Origin of the sequence: Streptomyces albidus (ex Kaewkla and Franco 2022) (assembly GCF_013870515.1) — a bacterium.
Lineage (GTDB): Bacteria > Actinomycetota > Actinomycetes > Streptomycetales > Streptomycetaceae > Streptomyces > Streptomyces albidus.
The window spans coordinates 1-19082 of record NZ_JACBXA010000097.1; the positions used below are offsets into that span (position 1 = coordinate 1).

18 protein-coding genes and 1 pseudogene are annotated in these 19082 nt (G+C 70.7%); 7 read left to right on the plus strand and 12 right to left on the minus strand.

Annotation, left to right across the window (positions count from 1 at the left end):
• The 6 genes from H5J26_RS16150 to mce all read right to left on the minus strand — a co-directional run.
• The coding region (locus H5J26_RS16150; RefSeq protein WP_181766561.1) for an ATP-binding cassette domain-containing protein at positions 1-1141 on the minus strand (1141 nt) is incomplete at its 3' end.
• A 127-nt stretch (positions 1142-1268) separates the two neighbouring features.
• Complete coding sequence (locus H5J26_RS16155; RefSeq protein ID WP_181766562.1) at positions 1269-2039, minus strand: ABC transporter permease; 771 nt, start codon at positions 2037-2039, stop codon at positions 1269-1271.
• Between the two features lie 3 nt (positions 2040-2042).
• Complete coding sequence (locus H5J26_RS16160) at positions 2043-2999, minus strand: ABC transporter ATP-binding protein (RefSeq protein ID WP_181766563.1); 957 nt, start codon at positions 2997-2999, stop codon at positions 2043-2045.
• Positions 3000-3324: 325 nt separating this feature from the next.
• On the minus strand, positions 3325-4278 hold the full coding sequence (locus tag H5J26_RS16165; RefSeq protein ID WP_181766564.1) for a cellulose-binding protein: 954 nt from the start codon (positions 4276-4278) through the stop codon (positions 3325-3327).
• Positions 4279-4402: 124 nt separating this feature from the next.
• The gene (gene scy / locus H5J26_RS16170) at positions 4403-7756 is read right to left on the minus strand and encodes a polarized growth protein Scy (RefSeq protein WP_181766565.1); all 3354 of its coding nucleotides are present in this window, start codon (positions 7754-7756) and stop codon (positions 4403-4405) included.
• Between the two features lie 172 nt (positions 7757-7928).
• Positions 7929-8390 (minus strand): methylmalonyl-CoA epimerase, encoded by a 462-nt coding sequence (gene mce / locus H5J26_RS16175; RefSeq protein WP_181766566.1) that lies wholly within the window; start codon positions 8388-8390, stop codon positions 7929-7931.
• Positions 8391-8570: 180 nt separating this feature from the next.
• Here mce and H5J26_RS16180 point away from each other — a divergent pair, with 180 nt between their 5' ends.
• Positions 8571-9752: an acetyl-CoA C-acetyltransferase gene (locus H5J26_RS16180; RefSeq protein WP_309237943.1), complete on the plus strand. Its 1182-nt coding sequence runs from the start codon at positions 8571-8573 to the stop codon at positions 9750-9752.
• A 113-nt stretch (positions 9753-9865) separates the two neighbouring features.
• Entirely contained in the window at positions 9866-10825 is a 960-nt protein-coding gene (gene meaB / locus H5J26_RS16185; protein WP_181766568.1) for a methylmalonyl Co-A mutase-associated GTPase MeaB, read from the plus strand.
• Positions 10826-10974: 149 nt separating this feature from the next.
• Here the strand turns inward: meaB and H5J26_RS16190 are convergent, their stop codons facing one another.
• Complete coding sequence (locus tag H5J26_RS16190; protein WP_181766569.1) at positions 10975-11721, minus strand: PepSY domain-containing protein; 747 nt, start codon at positions 11719-11721, stop codon at positions 10975-10977.
• Between the two features lie 111 nt (positions 11722-11832).
• Between H5J26_RS16190 and H5J26_RS16195 the strand changes: the two genes are divergently transcribed.
• Together H5J26_RS16195 and H5J26_RS16200 are read left to right on the plus strand one after the other, a co-directional pair.
• The gene (locus tag H5J26_RS16195; RefSeq protein ID WP_181766570.1) at positions 11833-12498 is read left to right on the plus strand and encodes a response regulator transcription factor; all 666 of its coding nucleotides are present in this window, start codon (positions 11833-11835) and stop codon (positions 12496-12498) included.
• Positions 12491-13966 carry a sensor histidine kinase gene (locus H5J26_RS16200; RefSeq protein WP_181766571.1) on the plus strand — a complete coding sequence of 492 codons (1476 nt, stop codon included), beginning with the start codon at positions 12491-12493 and terminating at the stop codon, positions 13964-13966. Before H5J26_RS16195 ends, H5J26_RS16200 begins: the two co-directional genes overlap by 8 nt.
• Positions 13967-13974: 8 nt before the next feature.
• Here the strand turns inward: H5J26_RS16200 and H5J26_RS16205 are convergent, their stop codons facing one another.
• Genes H5J26_RS16205 through H5J26_RS16220 form a run of 4 tightly spaced genes read right to left on the minus strand, consistent with a single transcriptional unit; the run spans position 13975 to position 16563 of the window.
• On the minus strand, positions 13975-14451 hold the full coding sequence (locus H5J26_RS16205; RefSeq protein ID WP_181766572.1) for a MarR family winged helix-turn-helix transcriptional regulator: 477 nt from the start codon (positions 14449-14451) through the stop codon (positions 13975-13977).
• 47 nt (positions 14452-14498) lie between these two features.
• A complete protein-coding gene (locus H5J26_RS16210; RefSeq protein ID WP_181766577.1) occupies positions 14499-15257 on the minus strand; it encodes an AIM24 family protein in 759 nt (252 codons plus the stop codon).
• Positions 15258-15274: 17 nt separating this feature from the next.
• Complete coding sequence (locus H5J26_RS16215) at positions 15275-15925, minus strand: AIM24 family protein (RefSeq protein WP_181766573.1); 651 nt, start codon at positions 15923-15925, stop codon at positions 15275-15277.
• On the minus strand, positions 15925-16563 hold the full coding sequence (locus tag H5J26_RS16220) for an AIM24 family protein (protein ID WP_181766574.1): 639 nt from the start codon (positions 16561-16563) through the stop codon (positions 15925-15927). Before H5J26_RS16220 ends, H5J26_RS16215 begins: the two co-directional genes overlap by 1 nt.
• Positions 16564-16670: 107 nt before the next feature.
• Here H5J26_RS16220 and H5J26_RS16225 point away from each other — a divergent pair, with 107 nt between their 5' ends.
• Both H5J26_RS16225 and H5J26_RS16230 read left to right on the plus strand, forming a co-directional pair.
• Positions 16671-17051, plus strand: coding sequence for a DUF3817 domain-containing protein (locus tag H5J26_RS16225; protein ID WP_419183808.1), 381 nt, complete (start codon positions 16671-16673; stop codon positions 17049-17051).
• A complete protein-coding gene (locus H5J26_RS16230) occupies positions 17048-17347 on the plus strand; it encodes an MTH1187 family thiamine-binding protein (RefSeq protein WP_181766575.1) in 300 nt (99 codons plus the stop codon). The genes H5J26_RS16225 and H5J26_RS16230 overlap by 4 nt, the downstream gene beginning before the upstream one ends.
• Here H5J26_RS16230 and H5J26_RS16235 read toward each other — a convergent pair.
• Entirely contained in the window at positions 17338-18375 is a 1038-nt protein-coding gene (locus tag H5J26_RS16235; protein ID WP_181766576.1) for an ArsR/SmtB family transcription factor, read from the minus strand. The genes H5J26_RS16230 and H5J26_RS16235 overlap by 10 nt on opposite strands.
• Positions 18376-18444: 69 nt before the next feature.
• On the opposite strand from H5J26_RS16235, the pseudogene H5J26_RS16240 reads away from it, so the two are divergent.
• Positions 18445-19082 (plus strand): annotated as a pseudogene (locus H5J26_RS16240) (MFS transporter); the annotation flags it as partial.

Here is a 19082-nt window from a genome sequence, read left to right on the forward strand (position 1 = left end):
CGGGCGGGGCCGCGTAGGGATTCGGCTCGGCGCCCGGAACGGGAGGCGGCCCGTACCCCGGTGCGCCGCCGTACCCTCCGCCCTGCGGGGGCATCGACTCCGGCGGAACGCCCCATCCGCCCGGTCCTGCCGGGCCGCCCATCGGCGCCCCGGGGCCCATCGGTACTCCCAGCTGCGCCGCCACCTGTTGTTGTTGCTGCTGTTGCAGACCCGAGCGCGGGTCCACGGTGGAGCGGTAGTCCACCGCGCCCTGCGTGAGCCGCATGTAGGCCTCCTCCAGGGACGCCTGATGCGGCGACAGCTCCCACAGCCGCACGTCCGCACTGTGCGCGAGGTCGCTGATCTGCGGGAGCGGCAGACCGCTCACGCGCAGGGCGCCGTCCTCCTCGGGCTGCACGTGGCCGCCCGCCTCGTGCACGGCGGACGTCAGCTTCTCCCGCTGGCCCGGGTCCCCTTCGGGCGTACGGACGCGGGCGAATCCCACCGAGTTCTGGGCGATGAACTCCGTGACCGAGGTGTCGGCCATCAGCTGTCCACGTCCGATGACGATGAGGTGCTCGGCCGTCAGCGCCATCTCACTCATCAGATGGGACGAGACGAAGACCGTGCGGCCCTCGCTCGCCAGCTGCTTCATCAGATTGCGCACCCACAGGATGCCTTCGGGGTCGAGGCCGTTGACCGGCTCGTCGAAGAGGAGCACCTGGGGGTCCCCGAGCAGTGCGGCCGCGATGCCGAGCCGCTGGCCCATGCCGAGCGAGAAGCCCTGGGACCGCTTCCTCGCCACCTGCTGGAGTCCGACCACGCCCAGGACCTCGTCCACGCGGCGGGCGGGGATGCCCGAGAGCTGCGCCAGCGACAGGAGGTGGCTGCGCGCGGAGCGCCCGCCGTGAACCGCCTTCGCGTCCAGCAGGGCGCCGACCTGGCGGGGCGCGTTGGGCAGGTTGCGGAAGGAGTGGCCGCCGATGGTGACCTTGCCGGCCGACGGAGCGTCCAGGCCCAGGATCATCCTCATCGTGGTCGACTTGCCCGAGCCGTTGGGCCCGAGGAAGCCGGTCACCGTTCCCGGCCGTACCTGGAAGGACAGGTTGTAGACGGCCGTCTTGGCGCCGTAGCGCTTTGTCAGGCCGTACGCCTCGATCATTCGATTCGTCCCTGGACGCAGTGTGGGGCTGCCTCACCCCCGGGCATGGCCTAGGAGGCTACAAGGCCCCTGTTCGGTTCCGTTCGGTGGTTCGTACAAGCTGTCGGAGCCGCCGGGTGAGGCGTGGTCAGGCGTCGCGCTTCTTCAGGACGATCCAGCCGGCGAGCAGCGCCGCGACCGTCCAGCCCACCATGATCAGAAGCCCTTCGTACGGCCCGTACGGACGGCTCAGCGACTCCGGCACCACCGCGGTGACCGTCTTGCCGGCCTGGTCGGGCAGGTACTGCGCGTACTCCTTCGTGGCGTTCACGTTGCCCAGGATGTTGGAGATGAGGAAGAAGAACGGCATCAGGATGCCGAAGGCGAGCAACGGGCTGCGCAGCACGAAGGTCAGCCCCATCGCGAAGAGCGCGATCAGCGTCATGTAGATCCCGCCGCCGAGAACCGCGCGCAGCACGCCCTTGTCGTCGATCGAGACGCTGTGCTCGCCGAGCAGTGCCTGCCCGACGAAGAAGGCCAGGAAGCTGGTCGCCATTCCGACCACCAGCACGAGGCCTCCCGCCACGAAGATCTTCGCGGCGATGAAGACGCTCCGCTGGGGAACTGCGGCCAGCGAGCTGCGAATCATGCCGGTGTTGTACTCGCCGGAGACGATCAGCACGCCGAACGCGATCATCGCCAGCTGCCCGAGGCCGGAGCCCGAGAAGCTCGTCTGCGTCGCGTCGAAGTTCAGCTGCTCGTTCTTGCCCAGCTTGTCGAACTGGGACGCGGTGAAGGCGCAGATGAGGGCGGAGAGTCCGACGGTCACCGTCAGCGCCGTGACCAGCGTCCACAGCGTGGAGCGTACGGAACGGATCTTGGTCCACTCCGAGTGGAGAACCCGGGTTGTGTGCGGCATGCTCTAGCGCCTCCTCCTGCCGGCCTGGCCGGTCTGCCGACTGGGCTGCTCGCCCTTCCCCTGTGCCTGGTACTCCACCGACCCCGCCGTCAGCTGCATGAACGCCTCCTCCAAGGACGCCTTCTGCGGGCTCAGCTCATGCAGGACGACCCGGTACCAGGCGGCCAGTTCGCCGATGCGGGCGGGATCGACTCCGTCCACCTGCATCGCCCCGTCCTCCTCGAAGACGGGCATGACGCCGGAGTGGACGAGGATGTCCCGCATCCGTTCGGGCTCCGGCGTGCGGACGCGGACGAACGTGCGCGAGTTCTTGGCGATGAAGTCCGCCATGGACGTGTCCGCGAGGAGCTTGCCGCGGCCGATGACCACCAGATGCTCGGCGGTCAGCGACATCTCGCTCATCAGGTGGGACGAGACGAAGACGGTGCGGCCCTCGGAGGCCAGGTGCTGCATCAGGTTGCGGATCCAGTGGATGCCCTCGGGGTCGAGGCCGTTGACCGGCTCGTCGAACATCAGGATCTTCGGGTCGCCGAGGAGGGCGCCCGCGATGCCGAGGCGCTGCCCCATCCCGAGGGAGAAGCCCTTCGGCCTCTTCCTGGCGACGTCGCTGAGGCCGACGAGATCCAGCACCTCGTTGATGCGCTTCTTCGGGATGTTGTTGGACTGCGCCATACACAGCAGGTGGTTGTAGGCGGTGCGTCCGCCGTGGACGGCCTTGGCCTCCAGCAGCGCCCCGATGTGGTTCAGAGGGTCCCGCAGCTGGTTGTAGCGCTTGCCGTCGATGCGGATGCTGCCGCTGGTGGGACTGTCCAGGCCCAGCATCATGCGCATCGTCGTGGACTTGCCCGCCCCGTTGGGGCCGAGGAACCCGGTGACGATGCCTGGACGCACGCTGAAGGTGAGGTGGTCCACGGCCGTCTTGTCGCCGTACCTCTTCGTCAGCGCCTGCAGCTCAATCATGCGACGACGCTATGCGTGCACAGCCGCCATGGCCAGCCGTTCGCAGTCACCGCCACAACGGATTACCACCAGTTCACGGGCGCTTCCCGGCGTTACGGGCGGAGCGCGGCGAGGTCGTCCTTAGCAGGACGGACAACCAGGTTCCGGTGTCGTGAGGGGCTTGCGCCCCGCGGAACGGCCGCGGAACGGGGCACCGCCGCGTACCGGGAACTCCGCGTGCGGACCCGGCACCACCGAGACCCCGCACAGAACAATCGCCCCGGGACACAGACGGGCCCGGCACCTGAGGTGCCGGGCCCGGGACTGCTCGTGCGTGCTGCCTGCGTCAGCGGGACTGCTGGGCGGGGACGCTGCGTGCGGCGCCCTCGTCCTCGGAGTCCGTCTCCTCGCCGCCCTGGCCGGCCGCGGCGACGGCCGCACCGGTGAGGGTGGCCAGCATCTCGCGGACGTTGGTCAGCTGAGCGTTGATGCTGTCGCGGCGGTTGGTGAGAGCGGCCAGCTCGCGCTCGGACTCGCTGCGGACGCGGTCCGCCTTCGCGTTGGCGTCGGCCACGATGTCCTCGGCCTGGCGCTGGGCCGTCTCGACCGTCTGACGGGCACGGCGCTCCGCGTCCGTACGCAGCTTCTCGGCCTCGAGACGCAGCTGCTCGGCGCGGTGCTCGATCTCCGCCAGGCGCTTCTCCGCCTTCGCCTGACGGGAGGCGAGGTCGCGCTCGGACTGCTCGCGGCGCTTGGCGAGGTTGGTCTCGAAGTCGGCGGCGGCCTGGGCGGCCTTGGCGCGGGTGTCCTCGAAGAGGGAGTCCGCCTCCTCGCGCTTGGACTGCGCGTCCTTCTCCGCCTCCGTGCGCAGGCTGGTGGCCTCGCCCTTGGCCTTCTCGACGATGCTCGCGCCCTCGTCCTCGGCCTTGGACCTGCGGTCGGAGGCGTAGGCCTCCGCGTCGTTGCGCACCTGCTGGGCTGCGCCTTCGGCCAGCTCGCGGTGCTGGTCGGCGGCCTTGCGGGCCTCATCACGCAGGTCCTTGGCCTCCTCCTCGGCGAGGCGGAGGATCTTCTCGACACGTGCGCCCAGCCCGGCGTAGGACGGCTCGGCGTCATTTACCTGGGCCTGGGCGTTCTGCGTCTCGAGGTGGAGCTCCTCGATGCGCTTTTCCAGAGAGGTGATGCGGGACAGTGCGCTGTCACGGTCGGCGACGAGCTTCGTGATGCGGTCGTCCACCTGCCCGCGGTCGTAGCCACGCCGCACGAGCTCGAAGCCGAATGGGGAGGAAGTGTCGCTCATGGGGTTCCTGTCGAGTCAGACGGGTTATCAGACGGGGAGTTATAGGGGGAATCCTAGGGGCCAAGTCGGCGTGTCATCGAGCCATTGCCGGTTTGATCTGGAGAATGTGCGCTCGTTCGAGTGGCTAACCGCCGGAATCCTTGCCACCCGAGCGAGTCGTGCCTGCACCAACACCCGCGGCCACACCGTTGGTTGACCCGGCGTCGGCACCGTTCTTCTTGCCGCCGCCGCCTTCCGTGCCGCCGCCGGCGCCGGAAGACTCGAAGGACTCCAGCGCCTCCAGCACGTCCTGCACACGGGAGATCTCGGCGTTGATGTTCTCCTGCCGGCGCTCCAGCACCTCCAGTTCGCGCTGTCCGGCCTCGACCGTACGCTCCGCCTCCATTGCCGCTTCCGAGCGGAGCTGCTCGGCCTCACGCACCATCTCGGCCTTGCGCTGCTCGGCGTCCTTGAGCAGGCCCTCGGCCTTCTTCACCGCGGAGACGCGGACGCTGCCCGCCTCGTCATCGGCCTCACGCACGAGGCGCGCGGCCTTCTCCTCGGCGTCGCGCAGCTGCTCCTGCGCAGCCTTCACCAGCTTGTCGCAGCGCTCGCCGGCGCTCTGCATCGCCTCGGAGGACTCGCGCCGAGCGCGCTCGTGCAGCTGCTCGATCTCACGCTCGACGCGGGAGCGCTGCTCCTCCGTGCGCTCCCTGATCGCGGCGGAGTCGCTGCGCGCCTCGTCCAGCATGGTGTTGGAGTCGTGGCGCGCCCGCTCCACCAGCTCGCGGCCCTCCTGGCGGGCCTCGGCGACCAGGCGGTCCGACTCCCGGCGGGCGGCGCCCACCATGCTGTCGGACTGCTCTTCGGCGGCGGTCTGCGCGCGGCGGGCCTCCTCGCGCGCCTCGGCGACCAGCTGGTCGGCCTGTTCGGCGGCCTCGTTGCGACGGCGGGCCGCCTTCTCGCGGGCCTCGTCCAGGATGCGCTCGGACTCCGCACGTGAACGCTCGGACTCCTCCAGCGCCTCCGAAACCGTGGTCTCCGCCATGGACTTGGCGGCCTCGGTCTCCTCCTGCGCCTCCTGGCGCAGCGTGGCGACGGTGCGCTCGGCGGCGATCCGCTGGCGCGCGATCTCCTCCTCGGCCTGCTCGTGCAGCCCTGCGACGGAGTCGCGTACCTGCTGAGCGGTCTCCTCGGCGGTGCCCACCATGTCCGCAGCGCGGCGCTCCGCCTCCTCGACGAGCCGCGCGGCCTCCGTCTGGGCGTCCTCGACCCGCTGCCGGGCGGCGGCCAGAAGCTCGTCGCTCTGTTCGCGCGCGTCCCTGCGTTCGCGGTGCGCTTCCTCGCGGGCCTCGGAGAGCAGCTGCTCGGCCTCGCGCCGACGCCGCTCGGCCTCCTCGCGGGCGGCCGACAGGGCCTCCGCGGCCTCGGCGTTCGTCCGCTCGGAAGCGAGGTTCGCCTCGGACCTGATCCGGTCGGCGGTGTCCTGAGCCTCGGCACGCAGCCGCTCCGCCTCCGAGGCGGCGTCGCTGCGCAGCTGCACGGCCAGGGCCTCACCCTCGGCACGCGCACGCGAAGCGTCCGAGTGCGCCTCCGAACGGAGCCGCTCGGCGTCCTCCTCGGCCTGCTGCTGGAGCGTGCGCAGCCGCTCGGCCGACTCGAGGCGCAGCCGCTCGGTCTCGGTACGGGCCTCTTCGCGCAGCCGCTCCGCTTCGCTGCGCGCGTCGGACAGCGCCTGCTCGGCGTTCGACAGCTTCGTCTCGGCCTCGGTGTGCAGCCGCTCCAGCTCGTCGGCCGCCTCCGCCTTGCGGTCGCGGGCGGCCTGCTCGGCCTCCTCGCGGATGCGCCGTCCGGCCTCGTCGGCGTCCGAACGCGTCTGGCTGGCCTGCTGTTCGGCCGTGGAGCGCAGCTCCTCGGCCTCCGCGTTCGCACGCTCCAGCGCCTCGTCGGCCTGCCGGCGCAACGTCGTCGCGCGCTCGATGGCCTCGGAGCGGACCCTGTCGCTCTCGGTGGTGGCGTCGCTGCGGGTGTCCTCCGCGTCGGCCTTCGCCTTGATCAGCAGTTCCTCGGCGTTGTTCGCCGCCTCCTCGATCTGCTGTACGGCGTCGCGCCTGGCCTCGCCGCGGATGCGCTCGCCTTCCTCGACGGCGTCCGCACGCAGGTGCTCGGCCTCGTCGCGCAGCCGCCGGGCTTCCTCCTGAAGCTCGACGGTCTTCTCGCGGTACTCCTTCGTGTCGTCCTTGGCGGCGCCCTCGAGCTCCTCGACCAGCCTCCGGGCCTCGGAACGCAGGCGTTCCGCCTCGTCTTCGGCCTCCCGGCGGATCCGCTCCGCTTCCTCCACGGCCGAACGCGTGGTGGCCTTGGCCTCCGCGGAAGCCTTGTCGAGCGCGTCCTCGGCTGTGCGGGCGGCCTCGGCGAGCTGGTTCGCGGACTCCTCGGCCGACCTCGACCGGGCCTCCTCCTTGGCCTCCGCGATCACCTGCTCGGCCTGGGCCTTGGCCTCCTCGCGGAGCTGCTCGGCCTCGGACTTGATGGCCTCCGACTCCTTGGTGGCCTGGCTGACCATGCGCGCGACCTCGGCCTTGGCCGTACGGGTGCGCTGGTCGTTGTCCGATTCGGCGTCGGCGAGGGTCTTCGCCGCGGCGTCGGCCGCGTCCGCCAGCTTCTGCTCGGCCTCGGCGCGGGCCTCGCGCAGCGCGGCCTCCGCCTCCTGCATCCGCTCGCCCGCTCGGCGCACGAGATCGGCTGCCTCGCGCCGGGACGTCTCGGATTCGGTGCTGGTGGAGGTGCGCAGCTGCTCCGCGTGCTCGCTGGCCTCCTGCGCCTGCGTGGAGGCGGACGTCAGCAGCCGCTCGGCCTCGGCACGGGCACGGCGCAGGATGTCGTCGGCTTCCGACCGGGCCTGCTCGGCCTCCGAACTGAGCCTGGTGCGCGTCTCCTCGGCGCTTCGCTGGGCCTCTTCGCGGGCCTGGGAGAGGGAGCGCTCCGTCTCGGCGCGGGTCTCCTCCATGAGGCGCTGCGCCTGCTGTTCCGTACGGGCACGGAGCTGCTCGGCCCAGGCGACGTTCTCGTTGACGTGGGACTCGACGGTGGAGCGGCGCTCGGCCAGCTCCAGGTCGAGCTGCTGGCGGCGGCGCACGGCCTCGGCGTGCAGCTCCGACTCCAGCCGGGACTGCTGCTCGGCACGCTCCTGGAGCAGCCGCTGGGTCTCCATGCGGGCGTCGCGCAGCTCGCGCTCGGCGTCGGCGCGCATCTGGTCGGCCTGGTGCTGCGCATTGCGAAGCAGCGCCTCGGCCTGCTGGGAGAGGTTGTCGTACCCGGCTGGGCGCGTGGCGATGGCGCGGCGCGCCTCGTGCAGCTTGGCGCGCAGCACTTCGACCTGGTAGCCGAGGTCGTCGGCATGGTCGACGGCCTTCTCCCGCTCCTTCTTCAGCCGCTCCATCTCGGCCTCGAACTGCGAGAGGTGGTCGTCAGCCTCGTAGCGGTCGTAGCCCCGCACTGCGCGGTCCCATCCGTCCCCTGGTCGTCGTGGTGAACTGACCCGTCGTGCAGATGGTGTCAGATCATCGGCGGAACGCGGGCCGGTTCTCCAGCCCCGGAAGCCTTCCGCCCGAAATGTACGGAGGCCCGCCCCGGCCGAGTGGCCACTCTACCGGGCCGAAAGGCGGGCGTCAGTGGTCCGTTGCCGCCGGTGAATCCGGAGAGGTGTGCGGGGCGGCCGCGGTGACCAGTTCCGTGAGAACTCCGTGGCAGTCCTTGGGGTGCAGGAACGTGATGCGGGAGTCCATCGAGCCGCGGCGCGGTTCGTCGTAGAGAACGCGGACGCCGCGCTCCCCGATCGCGGCCGCGTCCGCGTCCACGTCCGCGGTGCCGAAGGCGATGTGGTGGACGCCTTCTCCGTTCTTGTCCAGCCATTTGGCGACCGTCGAGTCCTCCCGGACGGGCTCCAGCAGCTGGAGGTAGGAGGAGCCGCCGTCGTCGGTGCCGTTGATCCGGAGCATGGCCTCGCGGACCCCCTGCTCCTCGTTGACCTCGGTGTGGAAGACCTCGAAGCCGTAAGTGGCACGGTAGAAGTCGACGGTCCGGTCAAGGTCGAAACAGGCGATCCCGATGTGGTCGATACGCGTCAGCATGGCCCCAGTGCAGCGCCTCGACGCTTGGTTACGCAACGTGCGCACGGTCACACCGGCTGACCGGTGACCCGGGACAGTACTGCTCAGTACATTGGCGGTGCCTCCCTTAACCCTCGTTAACTTTTTGCCGAAGGGACCCGAACCCTCATGACTGGTACGTCAGCTCGTACGTCCACCTCAGTGATCGTCTCCGGTGCGCGCACTCCCATGGGGCGGCTGCTCGGCTCGCTCAAGTCCTTCTCCGGGGCCGACCTCGGCGGCTTCGCCATCAAGGCCGCGCTGGAGCGGGCGGGGATCAGCGGCGACCAGGTCGAGTACGTGATCATGGGGCAGGTGCTCCAGGCCGGAGCCGGCCAGATCCCCGCACGTCAGGCCGCCGTCAAGGCCGGCATCCCGATGAACGTGCCTGCGTTGACCGTCAACAAGGTCTGCCTCTCCGGGCTCGACGCGATCGCGCTCGCCGACCAGCTCGTCCGTGCCGGCGAGTTCGACGTCGTCGTCGCGGGCGGCCAGGAGTCGATGACGAACGCGCCGCACCTGCTGCCGAAGTCCCGTGAGGGCTACAAGTACGGCGCCGTCGAGATGCTCGACGCCATGGCGCACGACGGGCTGACCGACTCCTTCGAGAACATCGCCATGGGCGCCTCGACGGAGAAGCACAACACCAGGCTCGGCATCGCCCGTCCCGAGCAGGACGAGGTGGCCGCACGCTCGCACCAGCGCGCGGCGGCGGCGCAGAAGAACGGCCTCTTCGAGGCCGAGATCACCCCGGTGGAGATCCCGCAGCGCAAGGGCGACCCGGTCGTCTTCAGCCAGGACGAGGGCATCCGGGGCGAGGCGACCGCCGAGTCCCTCGGCAAGCTGCGCCCCGCCTTCGCCAAGGACGGGACGATCACCGCCGGTTCGGCGTCGCAGATCTCCGACGGCGCCGCGGCGGTCGTGGTCATGAGCAAGGCCAAGGCGGAGGAGCTCGGCCTGGAATGGATCGCGGAGATCGGCGCCCACGGCAACGTGGCCGGCCCCGACAACTCCCTCCAGTCCCAGCCCTCCCGTGCCATCGAGCACGCGCTGGCGAAGGACGGGAGCGGGCTCAGCGCCGACCAGCTCGACCTGATCGAGATCAACGAGGCCTTCGCGGCCGTCGCCGTGCAGTCAATGAAGGACCTCGGCGTGGACCCCGAAAAGGTGAACGTCAACGGTGGCGCGATCGCTCTGGGGCACCCCATCGGGATGTCCGGTGCGCGTATCGTCCTGCACCTGGCACTGGAGCTGGGGCGCAGGGGCGGTGGCGTCGGTGCCGCCGCGCTGTGCGGTGGCGGCGGTCAGGGCGACGCGCTGGTGGTGCGGGTCCCGGGCAAGTGACCTCGCCCGTGTGAGCACCCCGGCGATCGGTCCCGCAGGTCCGTGATCCGGGCCCGGGCCCCGAACAGGGCCCGGGCCCGCGATCCGTGGAAGACACAAGGAGCGCAACAGGCATGGCGGCAGACGTCCCCGCGCTGGTGGAACAGGCGAGAGAGGGCCGGCCGAGGGCGGTCGCCCGGCTGATCTCCCTCGTGGAGGGGGCGTCGCCGCAGTTGCGCGAGGTCATGGCCGCGCTGGCGCCGCACTGCGGCAACGCCTACGTGGTCGGGCTGACCGGATCGCCGGGCGTCGGCAAGTCCACCTCCACGTCGGCGCTCGTATCGGCGTACCGGCGTGCGGGCAAGCGGATCGGGATTCTCGCCGTCGACCCCTCCTCGCCGTTCTCCGGCGGTGCCCTGCTGGGCGACCGGGTGCGGATGGGCGAGCACGCCTCCGACCCCGGCGTCTACATCCGTTCGATGGCCACGCGGGGCCATCTCGGCGGGCTCGCCTGGGCCGCGCCGCAGGCGATCCGGGTGCTGGACGCCGCAGGCTGCGACATCGTGCTCGTCGAGACGGTCGGCGTCGGGCAGAGCGAGGTCGAGATCGCGGCACAGGCCGACACGAGCGTCGTGCTGCTCGCCCCGGGCATGGGGGACGGAATCCAGGCCGCCAAGGCCGGAATCCTGGAGATCGGCGACGCGTACGTCGTCAACAAGGCCGACCGTGACGGGGCGGACGCGACCGTCCGGGAGCTGAACCACATGCTGGGGCTGGGGGAGGCCCGCGCACCGGGCGACTGGCGTCCTCCCATCGTCAAGACCGTCGCGGCAAGGGGCGAGGGCATCGACGAGGTGATGGAGGCGCTGGAGAAGCACCGCGCGTGGATGGAGGAGCGCGGGGTGCTCGCGGAGCGGCGGTCGCGCCGGGCGGCGCGGGAGATCGAGACGATCGCGGTGACCGCTCTGCGTGAGCGGATGGGGGAACTGCGGGGCGGACAGCGGCTCGACGCGCTGGCCGAGCGGGTCGTCGGCGGATCGCTCGACCCGTACGCGGCGGCGGACGAGCTGATCGCCGGGGTGACCGAGGCATAGCGCCCCGCCTTCAGCGCGGACGCGCGTGTGAACGAGGCGCGGCATGACGAACGGCCCGGCCGTCCGCGTCGGCGCCTGAGGCGTGATGCGGAGGGCCGGGCCGTGGATGCCCGTCCGGTGTTCACCGGGCCCCGTGGAGGGGCGAACGGTCAGTCGTCGTTCTCGTGGGCGTCGTCGTCACGGCCGTCGTCGTCACGGTCGTCCTGGTCGTCGCGGTCGTCACTGGCGTCGCTGTCGTGGTCCTCGTTCTCCGAGGCCGGCTTCGTCAGCTTGCCGGAGGCCGGGTCGACCGAGAAGTCCCGCTCCTGGCCGTTCTTGCCGGTCGTCTCCACCTCCCAGGCGCCGTTCCTGTCGTCGTCCAGGTCGACGGAGGTGACCGTGCCGTGGGCCGCCGCCTTGTCGGCCGCGTCCTTCGCCGAGACCTTCAGGTTCGCGGGGACGTTCTCATCGGCGGACTCCTTCTTGTCGCCGACGACCTTGTTCGTCTTCGCGTCCAGCTGGACCTCGTGGGACGTCTTGCCGTCGATGAGTTCGACCTCCCAGACCAGGCCCTTCCTGTCCTGGTCGAGGTCGACGCTGGTGACGGTGCCGGGCGCGGCCTTCTCGGCGGCGGCCGCCGCCTCGGAAGCCGTCGTCCCGGCCGACTTCGCCTCCGCGCGGTCGTCCTTGTCCTCACCGCGGGACTCGCCCTTGTCGTCCCGGTCGTCGTCGCGGTCCTGACCCCGGTCGTCGTCGCGGTCGTCGCGGTCCTGACCCCGGTCGTCGTCGCGGTCCTGGACGACGCTCGTGGCCGAGCGCTGCTCGCCGCCGTCGTCCGCGAAGGCCGCGGCGGAAAGCGTGCCCGTACCGACCAGGGCTGCTGCGGTGAGCGTCGCGATGGCGATCTTGCGCTTCATGATTCCTCCCGAGTGGGTTGCGATGTGTGTCCCACCGTGGCGGGAGGATGCTGAACGCAGCCTGAAGCCACCTGAAGATCACTTCAGGTGGGATGCGGGAGAGTGGACCCCATGCGCTTGCTGATTGTGGAGGACGAGCGGCGGCTCGCCCTGTCGCTCGCCCGGGGCCTGACCGCCGAGGGCTTCGCCGTCGACGTCGTCCACGACGGGGCCGAGGGGCTGCACAGGGCGAGCGAGGGCGAGTACGACCTGATCGTTCTCGACATCATGCTGCCCGGCATGAACGGCTACCGCGTCTGCGGAGCGCTGAGGGCCGCGGGCGACGAGACGCCGGTGCTGATGCTGACCGCCAAGGACGGCGAGTACGACGAGGCCGAGGGCCTGGACACCGGCGCCGACGACTATCTGACCAAGCCGTTCTCGTACGTGGTGCTGCTCGCCAGGGTGCGTGCCCTGCTGCGGCGGCGTACGCGCGGGGCCAGGACGGTGCTCAGGCTGGGGACGCTCAGCGTCGATCCGGGGAGCCGGCGCGTGTCCGTGGGGGAGCGGGACGTGGAGGTCACCGCGAAGGAGTTCGCGGTGCTGGAGCATCTCGCGGTGCGGCCGGGCGACGTCGTCTCCAAGGCGGAGATCCTGGAGCACGTGTGGGACTTCGCGTACGAGGGCGACGTGAACATCGTCGAGGTCTACGTCAGCGCGCTGAGGCGCAAGCTCGGGGCGGGCTGGATCGCCACGGTGCGCGGAGCCGGATACAGGTTGGTGGACGCCGATGCGTAGGGGTTCGGTACGGGCTCGGGCCGCGTCGGGCGCGACCCTGGTGGTGGCCGTGGCGCTGGTGGCCGCGGGGATCGCCGTCGTGGCGGTGCTGCGCGCAGGCCTGGCCGACAACGCCCGGCTTCAGGCCGAGTCCACCGCCCGCGAAGTGGCCGCCCAGGTCTCCGACGTGAACGCGCGGGGAGTGGGGGAGATCGACGGGCTCGACGACGACCACGACGAACCCGTGCAGGTCGTCGGGCCGCGCGGGAAGGTGCTCGGAGCAGGGGAGTCGCTGCGAGGCAAGGGCCCCGTCGCCGGCTTCAACCGCGTCGAGACCGACGACGACAAGGCGGACGCCGAGAAGGACGCCGAGAAGGACTCCGAGAAGGACTCCGACGCCGAGAAGGACGCCGACGACAGGGGCAAGGACGACGCCGACGACAAGGCAGAGCCCCCCGAGGCCGACGATGACGGTGTCGACAGGGACAGCGAGGAGGGGACCGTCCGGCTGGACGGCGAGGACTTCAGCGTCGTCGCCGTGCAGAGCAGCACGCGCGACGGGACGCCCGTGACGGTGTACGCCGGAGCCTCGCTCAAGGACCAGCAGGAAGCGGTCTCTTCGGTGACGCAGTCGATGCTGCTGGGCCTGCCCGCGCTCCTGGCCGTCGTCGCCGGAGTGACGTGGCTGGTGACTCGGCGAGCGCTGCGTCCCGTGGAGAGCATCCGCAGCGAGATGGCCGGGATCACTGCCAGCACCGACCTCTCGCGGCGGGTTCCCGAGCCGGACGCCCGGGACGAGGTGGCCGCCCTTGCCCGCACGACGAACGAGACGCTGGCCGCCCTCGAGTCGTCTGTGGAGCGGCAGCGGCGGTTCGTCGCAGACGTCTCGCACGAGCTGCGCAGCCCCATCGCCTCTCTGCGTACGCAGCTCGAAGTGGGAGCCGCCCACCCCGACCTGCTGGACGTCGACGGAGCCGTGGCCGACACCGTGCGCCTTCAGCAGCTCGCCACCGATCTGCTCCTGCTGGCCCGTCTGGACGCCGGCGAGCGGCCGGGTGAGGCCCGCGTGGCGCTGGGTGCGCTGATGCGGGAGGAGCTGGCGCAGCAGCAGTGGGGCCCGCACCCGGTGCACCTCGGCGAGCTGGCCGAGGGCGAAGTGTCGGGGTCGCGGGCCCAGTTGACGCGTGTGGTGGTCAATCTGCTGCAGAACGCCCAGCGTCATGCCGCGTCGCAGGTCACCGTCGCGGTACGGGAGGAAGGGCGGTGGGTGGAGCTCGAGGTCGCCGACGACGGGTCCGGAGTGCCGGAGGCGGAACGGGAGCGGATCTTCGAGCGCTTCGTACGGCTGGACGACGCCCGCAGCCGCGACGAAGGCGGCGCGGGGCTGGGACTCGCCATCGCCCGGGACGTGGCGACGCGGCACGGCGGGACGCTGACCGTCACGGACGGCGCCCGCTTCGTGCTGCGGCTGCCTGCTGCCGGGAGCTAGGGCGCGACCTAGAACCGGCCGCGCTCGGTGCGGAGCTTCTCGGCAACGGGGAGCAGCGTCTCGTGGAGGTGCGCCAGGTCCTCGGGCGACATCCTGTCGATGAAGTGGCGCCGCACCGAGGCGACGTGGTGCGGTGCGACGCTGCGCATCGTGTCCCAGCCCTCCTCGGTGAGGACGGCGAACAGGCCGCGCTTGTCCGATTCGCAGCTCTCGCGACGGACCAGGCCGGCCTTCTCCATACGCGTGATCTGGTGGGAGAGGCGGCTCTTGGACTGGAGCGTGGAGGAGGCCAGGTCGCTCATCCTCATCCGGTGTTCGTCGGACTCGGAGAGGTTGACCAGGATCTCGTAGTCGTTCATGGTCAGGCCGAAGGGCTGGAGGTCACGCTCCAGCTGATACATGAGCAGGCGGTTGACGTCCAGATGGATGCGCCACGCCCGCTGCTCTTCCGCGGTGAGCCAACGAGTCCCGTTGTCGGTGTCCATACCAGGAGACTCTACCCAGGGCTTGTCCGAAGTCCGTACAGATGTGCTCATAGCCCGAACCTGCGCTGGAGACTTCCGAGCTGCCCGGGGAGTTGCGGGGTCTGCTGGCCGCCGTGCTGGCCGCCGTGCTGGCCACCGCCCGGTACGCCCGCCTCGTGCGGCACCGCACCGGTCGCCTGCTCGGCCATGAGCACTTCGGTCGACTGGATCAGGACGGTGCCCGAGCCCACGAACTCGAACTGGTGCTCCTCGCCGGATGCGCCGCCGATGCCGGTCATGGCACGGAGTCCGCCCAGCACGCCCTTGAGGTAGCCGTGGTCGTAGTGGTGGCAGGGGGAGGGGCAGTCCGCCCAGCCCACCAGGGCCTGCGGGTCGACGCGGACCGGCGGCTCGACGAAGTGCACCTTGCCGTTGGACGCGGCGACGAACTTGCCGGTGCCGATGAGGGTCAGGAAGCCGGGGATGATCGACTGCTTCAGGGACAGCGACGGTTCGAAGGCCAGGAGGTTGCCCGAGCGGACCGTGAGGTTGCCGTCCTCCAGGTCGAAGGAGTTGACGTCGAAGGCGCGGTCGGCCAGCAGCATCTTGCCGCTGCCCTCGGCGACGACCCAGTCCGCGGCGTGGAGCGGCGAGTGGAAGCTGGTGGCGACCAGGCGGTCCAGGTGCCCGTGGCCGACGCCGTTGAACTCGATCTGCCCGTAGTAGGCGATCATCTTGCCCTTCTGCAGGAACCACTGACCGTTCAGGTCGACGCAGAAGGTGTAGTTGTTGACGTTGTCGTTGGACGGAAGCGTTGTGACGTCCATGACCTGCGGTGCGGTGGTCACAGCTTCTCCTCACTCGCCTGTACGAACACGGCGCCGTTGCCGGACAGTTCCAGCTGAAAGCCCTCACCGGAGCCGCGGCCCACCATGTCGCGCCAGCCGAGCGCGGTGGAGAGCTTGTTCCGTACGTCGCCGAAGTGGGCCACGTACGCCTGCGGATCCACATGCACGGGACGGTCCGGTGTCACCGGGAGCTGGACGATGCCGCCGTGCGCCATCACCGCCACCGAGCCCTTGCCCTTGAGCGTCGTGGTGAACAGGCCCTGGCCGGTGACCTGTCCGCGCACCATGCCCATCACGCCGCCGTCCGAGCCGAGGAAGAGCGTGCCCTGCTCCAGCGTCCCGTCGAACGCGAGCAGCCGGTCCGCCTCGACGCAGAGGGTGTCGCCGTCGAGGTTGATCACCTCGACGTGGTGACCGCCGTGCCCGAACATCACGGAGCCGGCGCCCTCGACCGTCATCAGGGGCGTCGCCTCGTTGGCCACACGGCGCCCGATCATGGACATCAAGCCGCCCTGCCCGCCCTGCGAGTTGGGCGTGAAGCGCACATCGCCGGTGTAGGCGATCATGGCCCCGCGCTGGCTGAACAGCCGCTGGCCGGGCTGCACCAGGGCCTCGACCATCTTGGAGTTGATCTCCCTGAACGGCATCACACATCGCCCCCGATCGTGTTCCGCTCGCTGGGCTGCACGTAGACCAGCCCGTCTCCCTCGAAACGGATCTGGAAGGACTCCCCGGAACCCTCGCCCATGAGGGTGCGGAAGTTCACACCGGACTGGAAGTTCTGCTGGAGGTTGCCCTGATGCGCGATGTACGCGCCGGGGTCGACCTGGAGAGGCATGCCGGGCGTGACGCGCAGCACCACAGCGGGGCCTGCGGACATCAGCGCAGCCTGCCCGGTGCCCTCGACGGTCGTCGTGAAGAGGCCGTTGCCCTGGGATGCGCCGCGCAGCCCGGTGAAGCTGGTGCCGGTGCGCAGACCGGCGTCCGTGCACAGGAGGTTGCTCGCCTCGACGTGCAGCGTCTCGCCGTTGAGCCCCACCAGGTTGATGTCGCTGGCGCGGTCGGCGAAGTAGCAGGTGCCGTTGCCCTTCACTTCCATGACCGTCATCTGCTCGCCGGTTATCCGGCGGGTCACCATCCCGCGCAGGCCCTCGCCGCCGCCGGAGAGCTTCTTGAAGGCCATCTGCCCGTCGTAGGCGACCATCGAGCCGTTCTTCGCCTTTACGGCGTCGCCCGTCATCGAGACGGCGAGCACTTTCGCACTGTGAAGTCGGAACTGAGCCACACGGGAAACCTACCCTGGGCTGGGCCGGTGGGGGCAGGGCCTGCCACAATGGCCAGCGCTTGTGCTTCTCTTCACAAACGCCTTTCACACGCGATCGAGGATCTCCCGTGGCCATCCTGGAAACCCCGACCGGCCTGCCCCCGAAGTCGGTCTCCGCACTGCGACGTCTTCGTCTGGTCTCGACCCCCGAGGCGATCTCCTTCCTGCTGCTCCTCGGCTGCTCCGTGCTGAAGCGGACCACCACTTTCAACGCCGTGCCGGTGATGGGCGCCGTGCACGGTGCGCTCTTCGTGCTGTACGTGCTGTTCTGGATGGACGCCTGGAACCGCGTCAAGTGGCCCTTCCGACGTGCCGCGTGGGTGTTCGCGCTGTCCGTGCTCCCGGCCGGCGGCTTCTTCGCCGACAAGCTGCTCCGGCGCGAGGAGGAGGCGGGCGTGATCGCCGCCCGCGCCCGCAAGGAGCAGGGCCCCGCAAAGGAGAAGTCATGATCGTGGCCTTCTCGGTCACGCCGCTCGGCGTGGGCGAGGACGTGGGCGAGTACGTCGCCGACGCGGTCCGGGTCGTCCGCGAGTCCGGGCTGCCGCATCGCACCGACGCCATGTTCACCTCGCTGGAAGGCGACTGGGACGCGTGCATGGAAGTGGTGCGCAAGGCGGTCGCCGCCGTCGAGGAGCGAGCCCCCCGGGTTTCGCTCGTCCTGAAGGCCGACATCAGGGAGGGCGTGACGGACGGGCTCACCGCCAAGGTGGACTCCGTCGAACGTCACCTCGCGGATCAGGCCTGAGCGCCACCGGCCAGCAGCGCGATGCCCAGCGGCGTGCGCTCGTAGAGCACCTGATGGTGCACGCGCCGCGAGGTCAGCAGGCCCGTGTCGCGCAGCGCCGAGAGGTGCGCCGAGACGGACGACGGCGCGAGCCCCATGCGGGCGGCCAGCGCCGTCGTCGAGGCGGGTTCGTCCAACTCGCCCAGTACGGCGGCCCGGTTGGCGCCGAGCAGCCGGGCCAGTGCCTGCGCGGAGTCCTTCGTGGGCTGCTGCCACAGTCCGCCCACCCCCCGCGCGGGGTAGAGCACGGCGGGCTGCCAGGGCGGGGCGAAGCCGCTGACCACGTCGGGCCATACGAACACGCTCGGCATGAGCAGGACTCCGCGCCCCCTCAACTCCTGCACCTGGAGCCCGCGGTAGCTCGTACGGATGGAGAGCGTGCCCTCGCGCCAGGACAGCCGCGGATGCAGATCAGCGAACAGCCGCTCCAGTCCCGCCTCGGCCAACTGCCGTGAGCGGTGGGCGATGTCGGCCTCCAGCAGATCCCGCAGCCGCGGCCAGTCCGGGGCGAGCAGGGCCTCCCAGGCGCGCTCGGTCAGGTCCGCCAGCTCCTGGACGGTTCGCGCCGGATCCTCCAGCATCGCCTGCCCGCGCGCGGACTCGGCCGCACCCGGGGTGGAGGCGAGAGAGCGGATGAGTTCCCTGCGGGCCAGGGACGGGTCGGTTCTGCGGACCTGGTCCAGCTCGTCGCTGAAATCCCCGTCAAGCCTGGCGGCTCTGGTGACGCCCCTGCCAGGCGGGCCTCCCGCCGTGGCGGGCGGAGGTCCGAGGAAGTCCGGTGTGTAGCCCGTCTGCGGCATCAGCAGCCACAGCGGCGTGAGGTCGAGATCCGCGACGGCGGCGTGGATCCTGCGCAGCCACGGCAGGTGGTAGCTGTGCCGCTCGGTGCGGCGCAGCGTACGTACGGCCTCGTGCGTCTCGCACAGCGGTGAGAGGGCGAACCTGCAGCGCAGCAAGTCGTCGGTGCCGAACTGCAGATGCAGAGGCATGTCCCTCCCCGTGATTCGCTCTGTGCCGAAAGACTAGAGAGCACGCGTCGGGCGCGACAGTCTCACCGCATGCCTTCTCGTACCGGACCCGGAGACGCCGGCCGCACCCGTCCGCACCCCGACGGGCCGGACGCGGCGCCGCCCGGGCCGAGCGCCCCCGGGCAGGGCTATCGGGCCGTCTTCCGGGTGCGGGAGTTCCGGTTCGTCTTCGCCGCCCATGTGCTCTCCCTGCTGGGCAGCGTCGTGGCCAACGTCGCGCTGCCGGTCCTGGTCTACGCGGAAACCGCCTCGCCCCTGCTGTCCGCTCTCACCTTCGCGTTCGGCTTCCTTCCGCAGGCGCTGGGCGGCGCCCTTCTCGCCCCGGTCGCCGAACGGTTCCCGGCCCGTGCGGTGCTGGTCGGCTGTGACCTGGTGTGCGCGGCGAGCGTCGGCGCCATGCTCGTGCCGGGTGTGCCGCTCGCGGGGCTGCTGGCGTTGCGAGCGGTGTCCTCGTTCGTACAGCCGCTCTTCGGCGGCGTACGGGCCGCGGGCCTCGGCGAGATCCTCGCGGGTGACGCCTTCGTCCTGGGGCGCTCGCTCATCCGGATCTCCGCGCAGGCTGCGCAGATCGCGGGCTTCGCCGCGACCGGGCTGCTCCTGCTGGTGCTCTCGCCGAAGGCCGCGTTGCTGCTGACGGTGGGCGGGTTCCTCGCCTCGGCCGTGCTGCT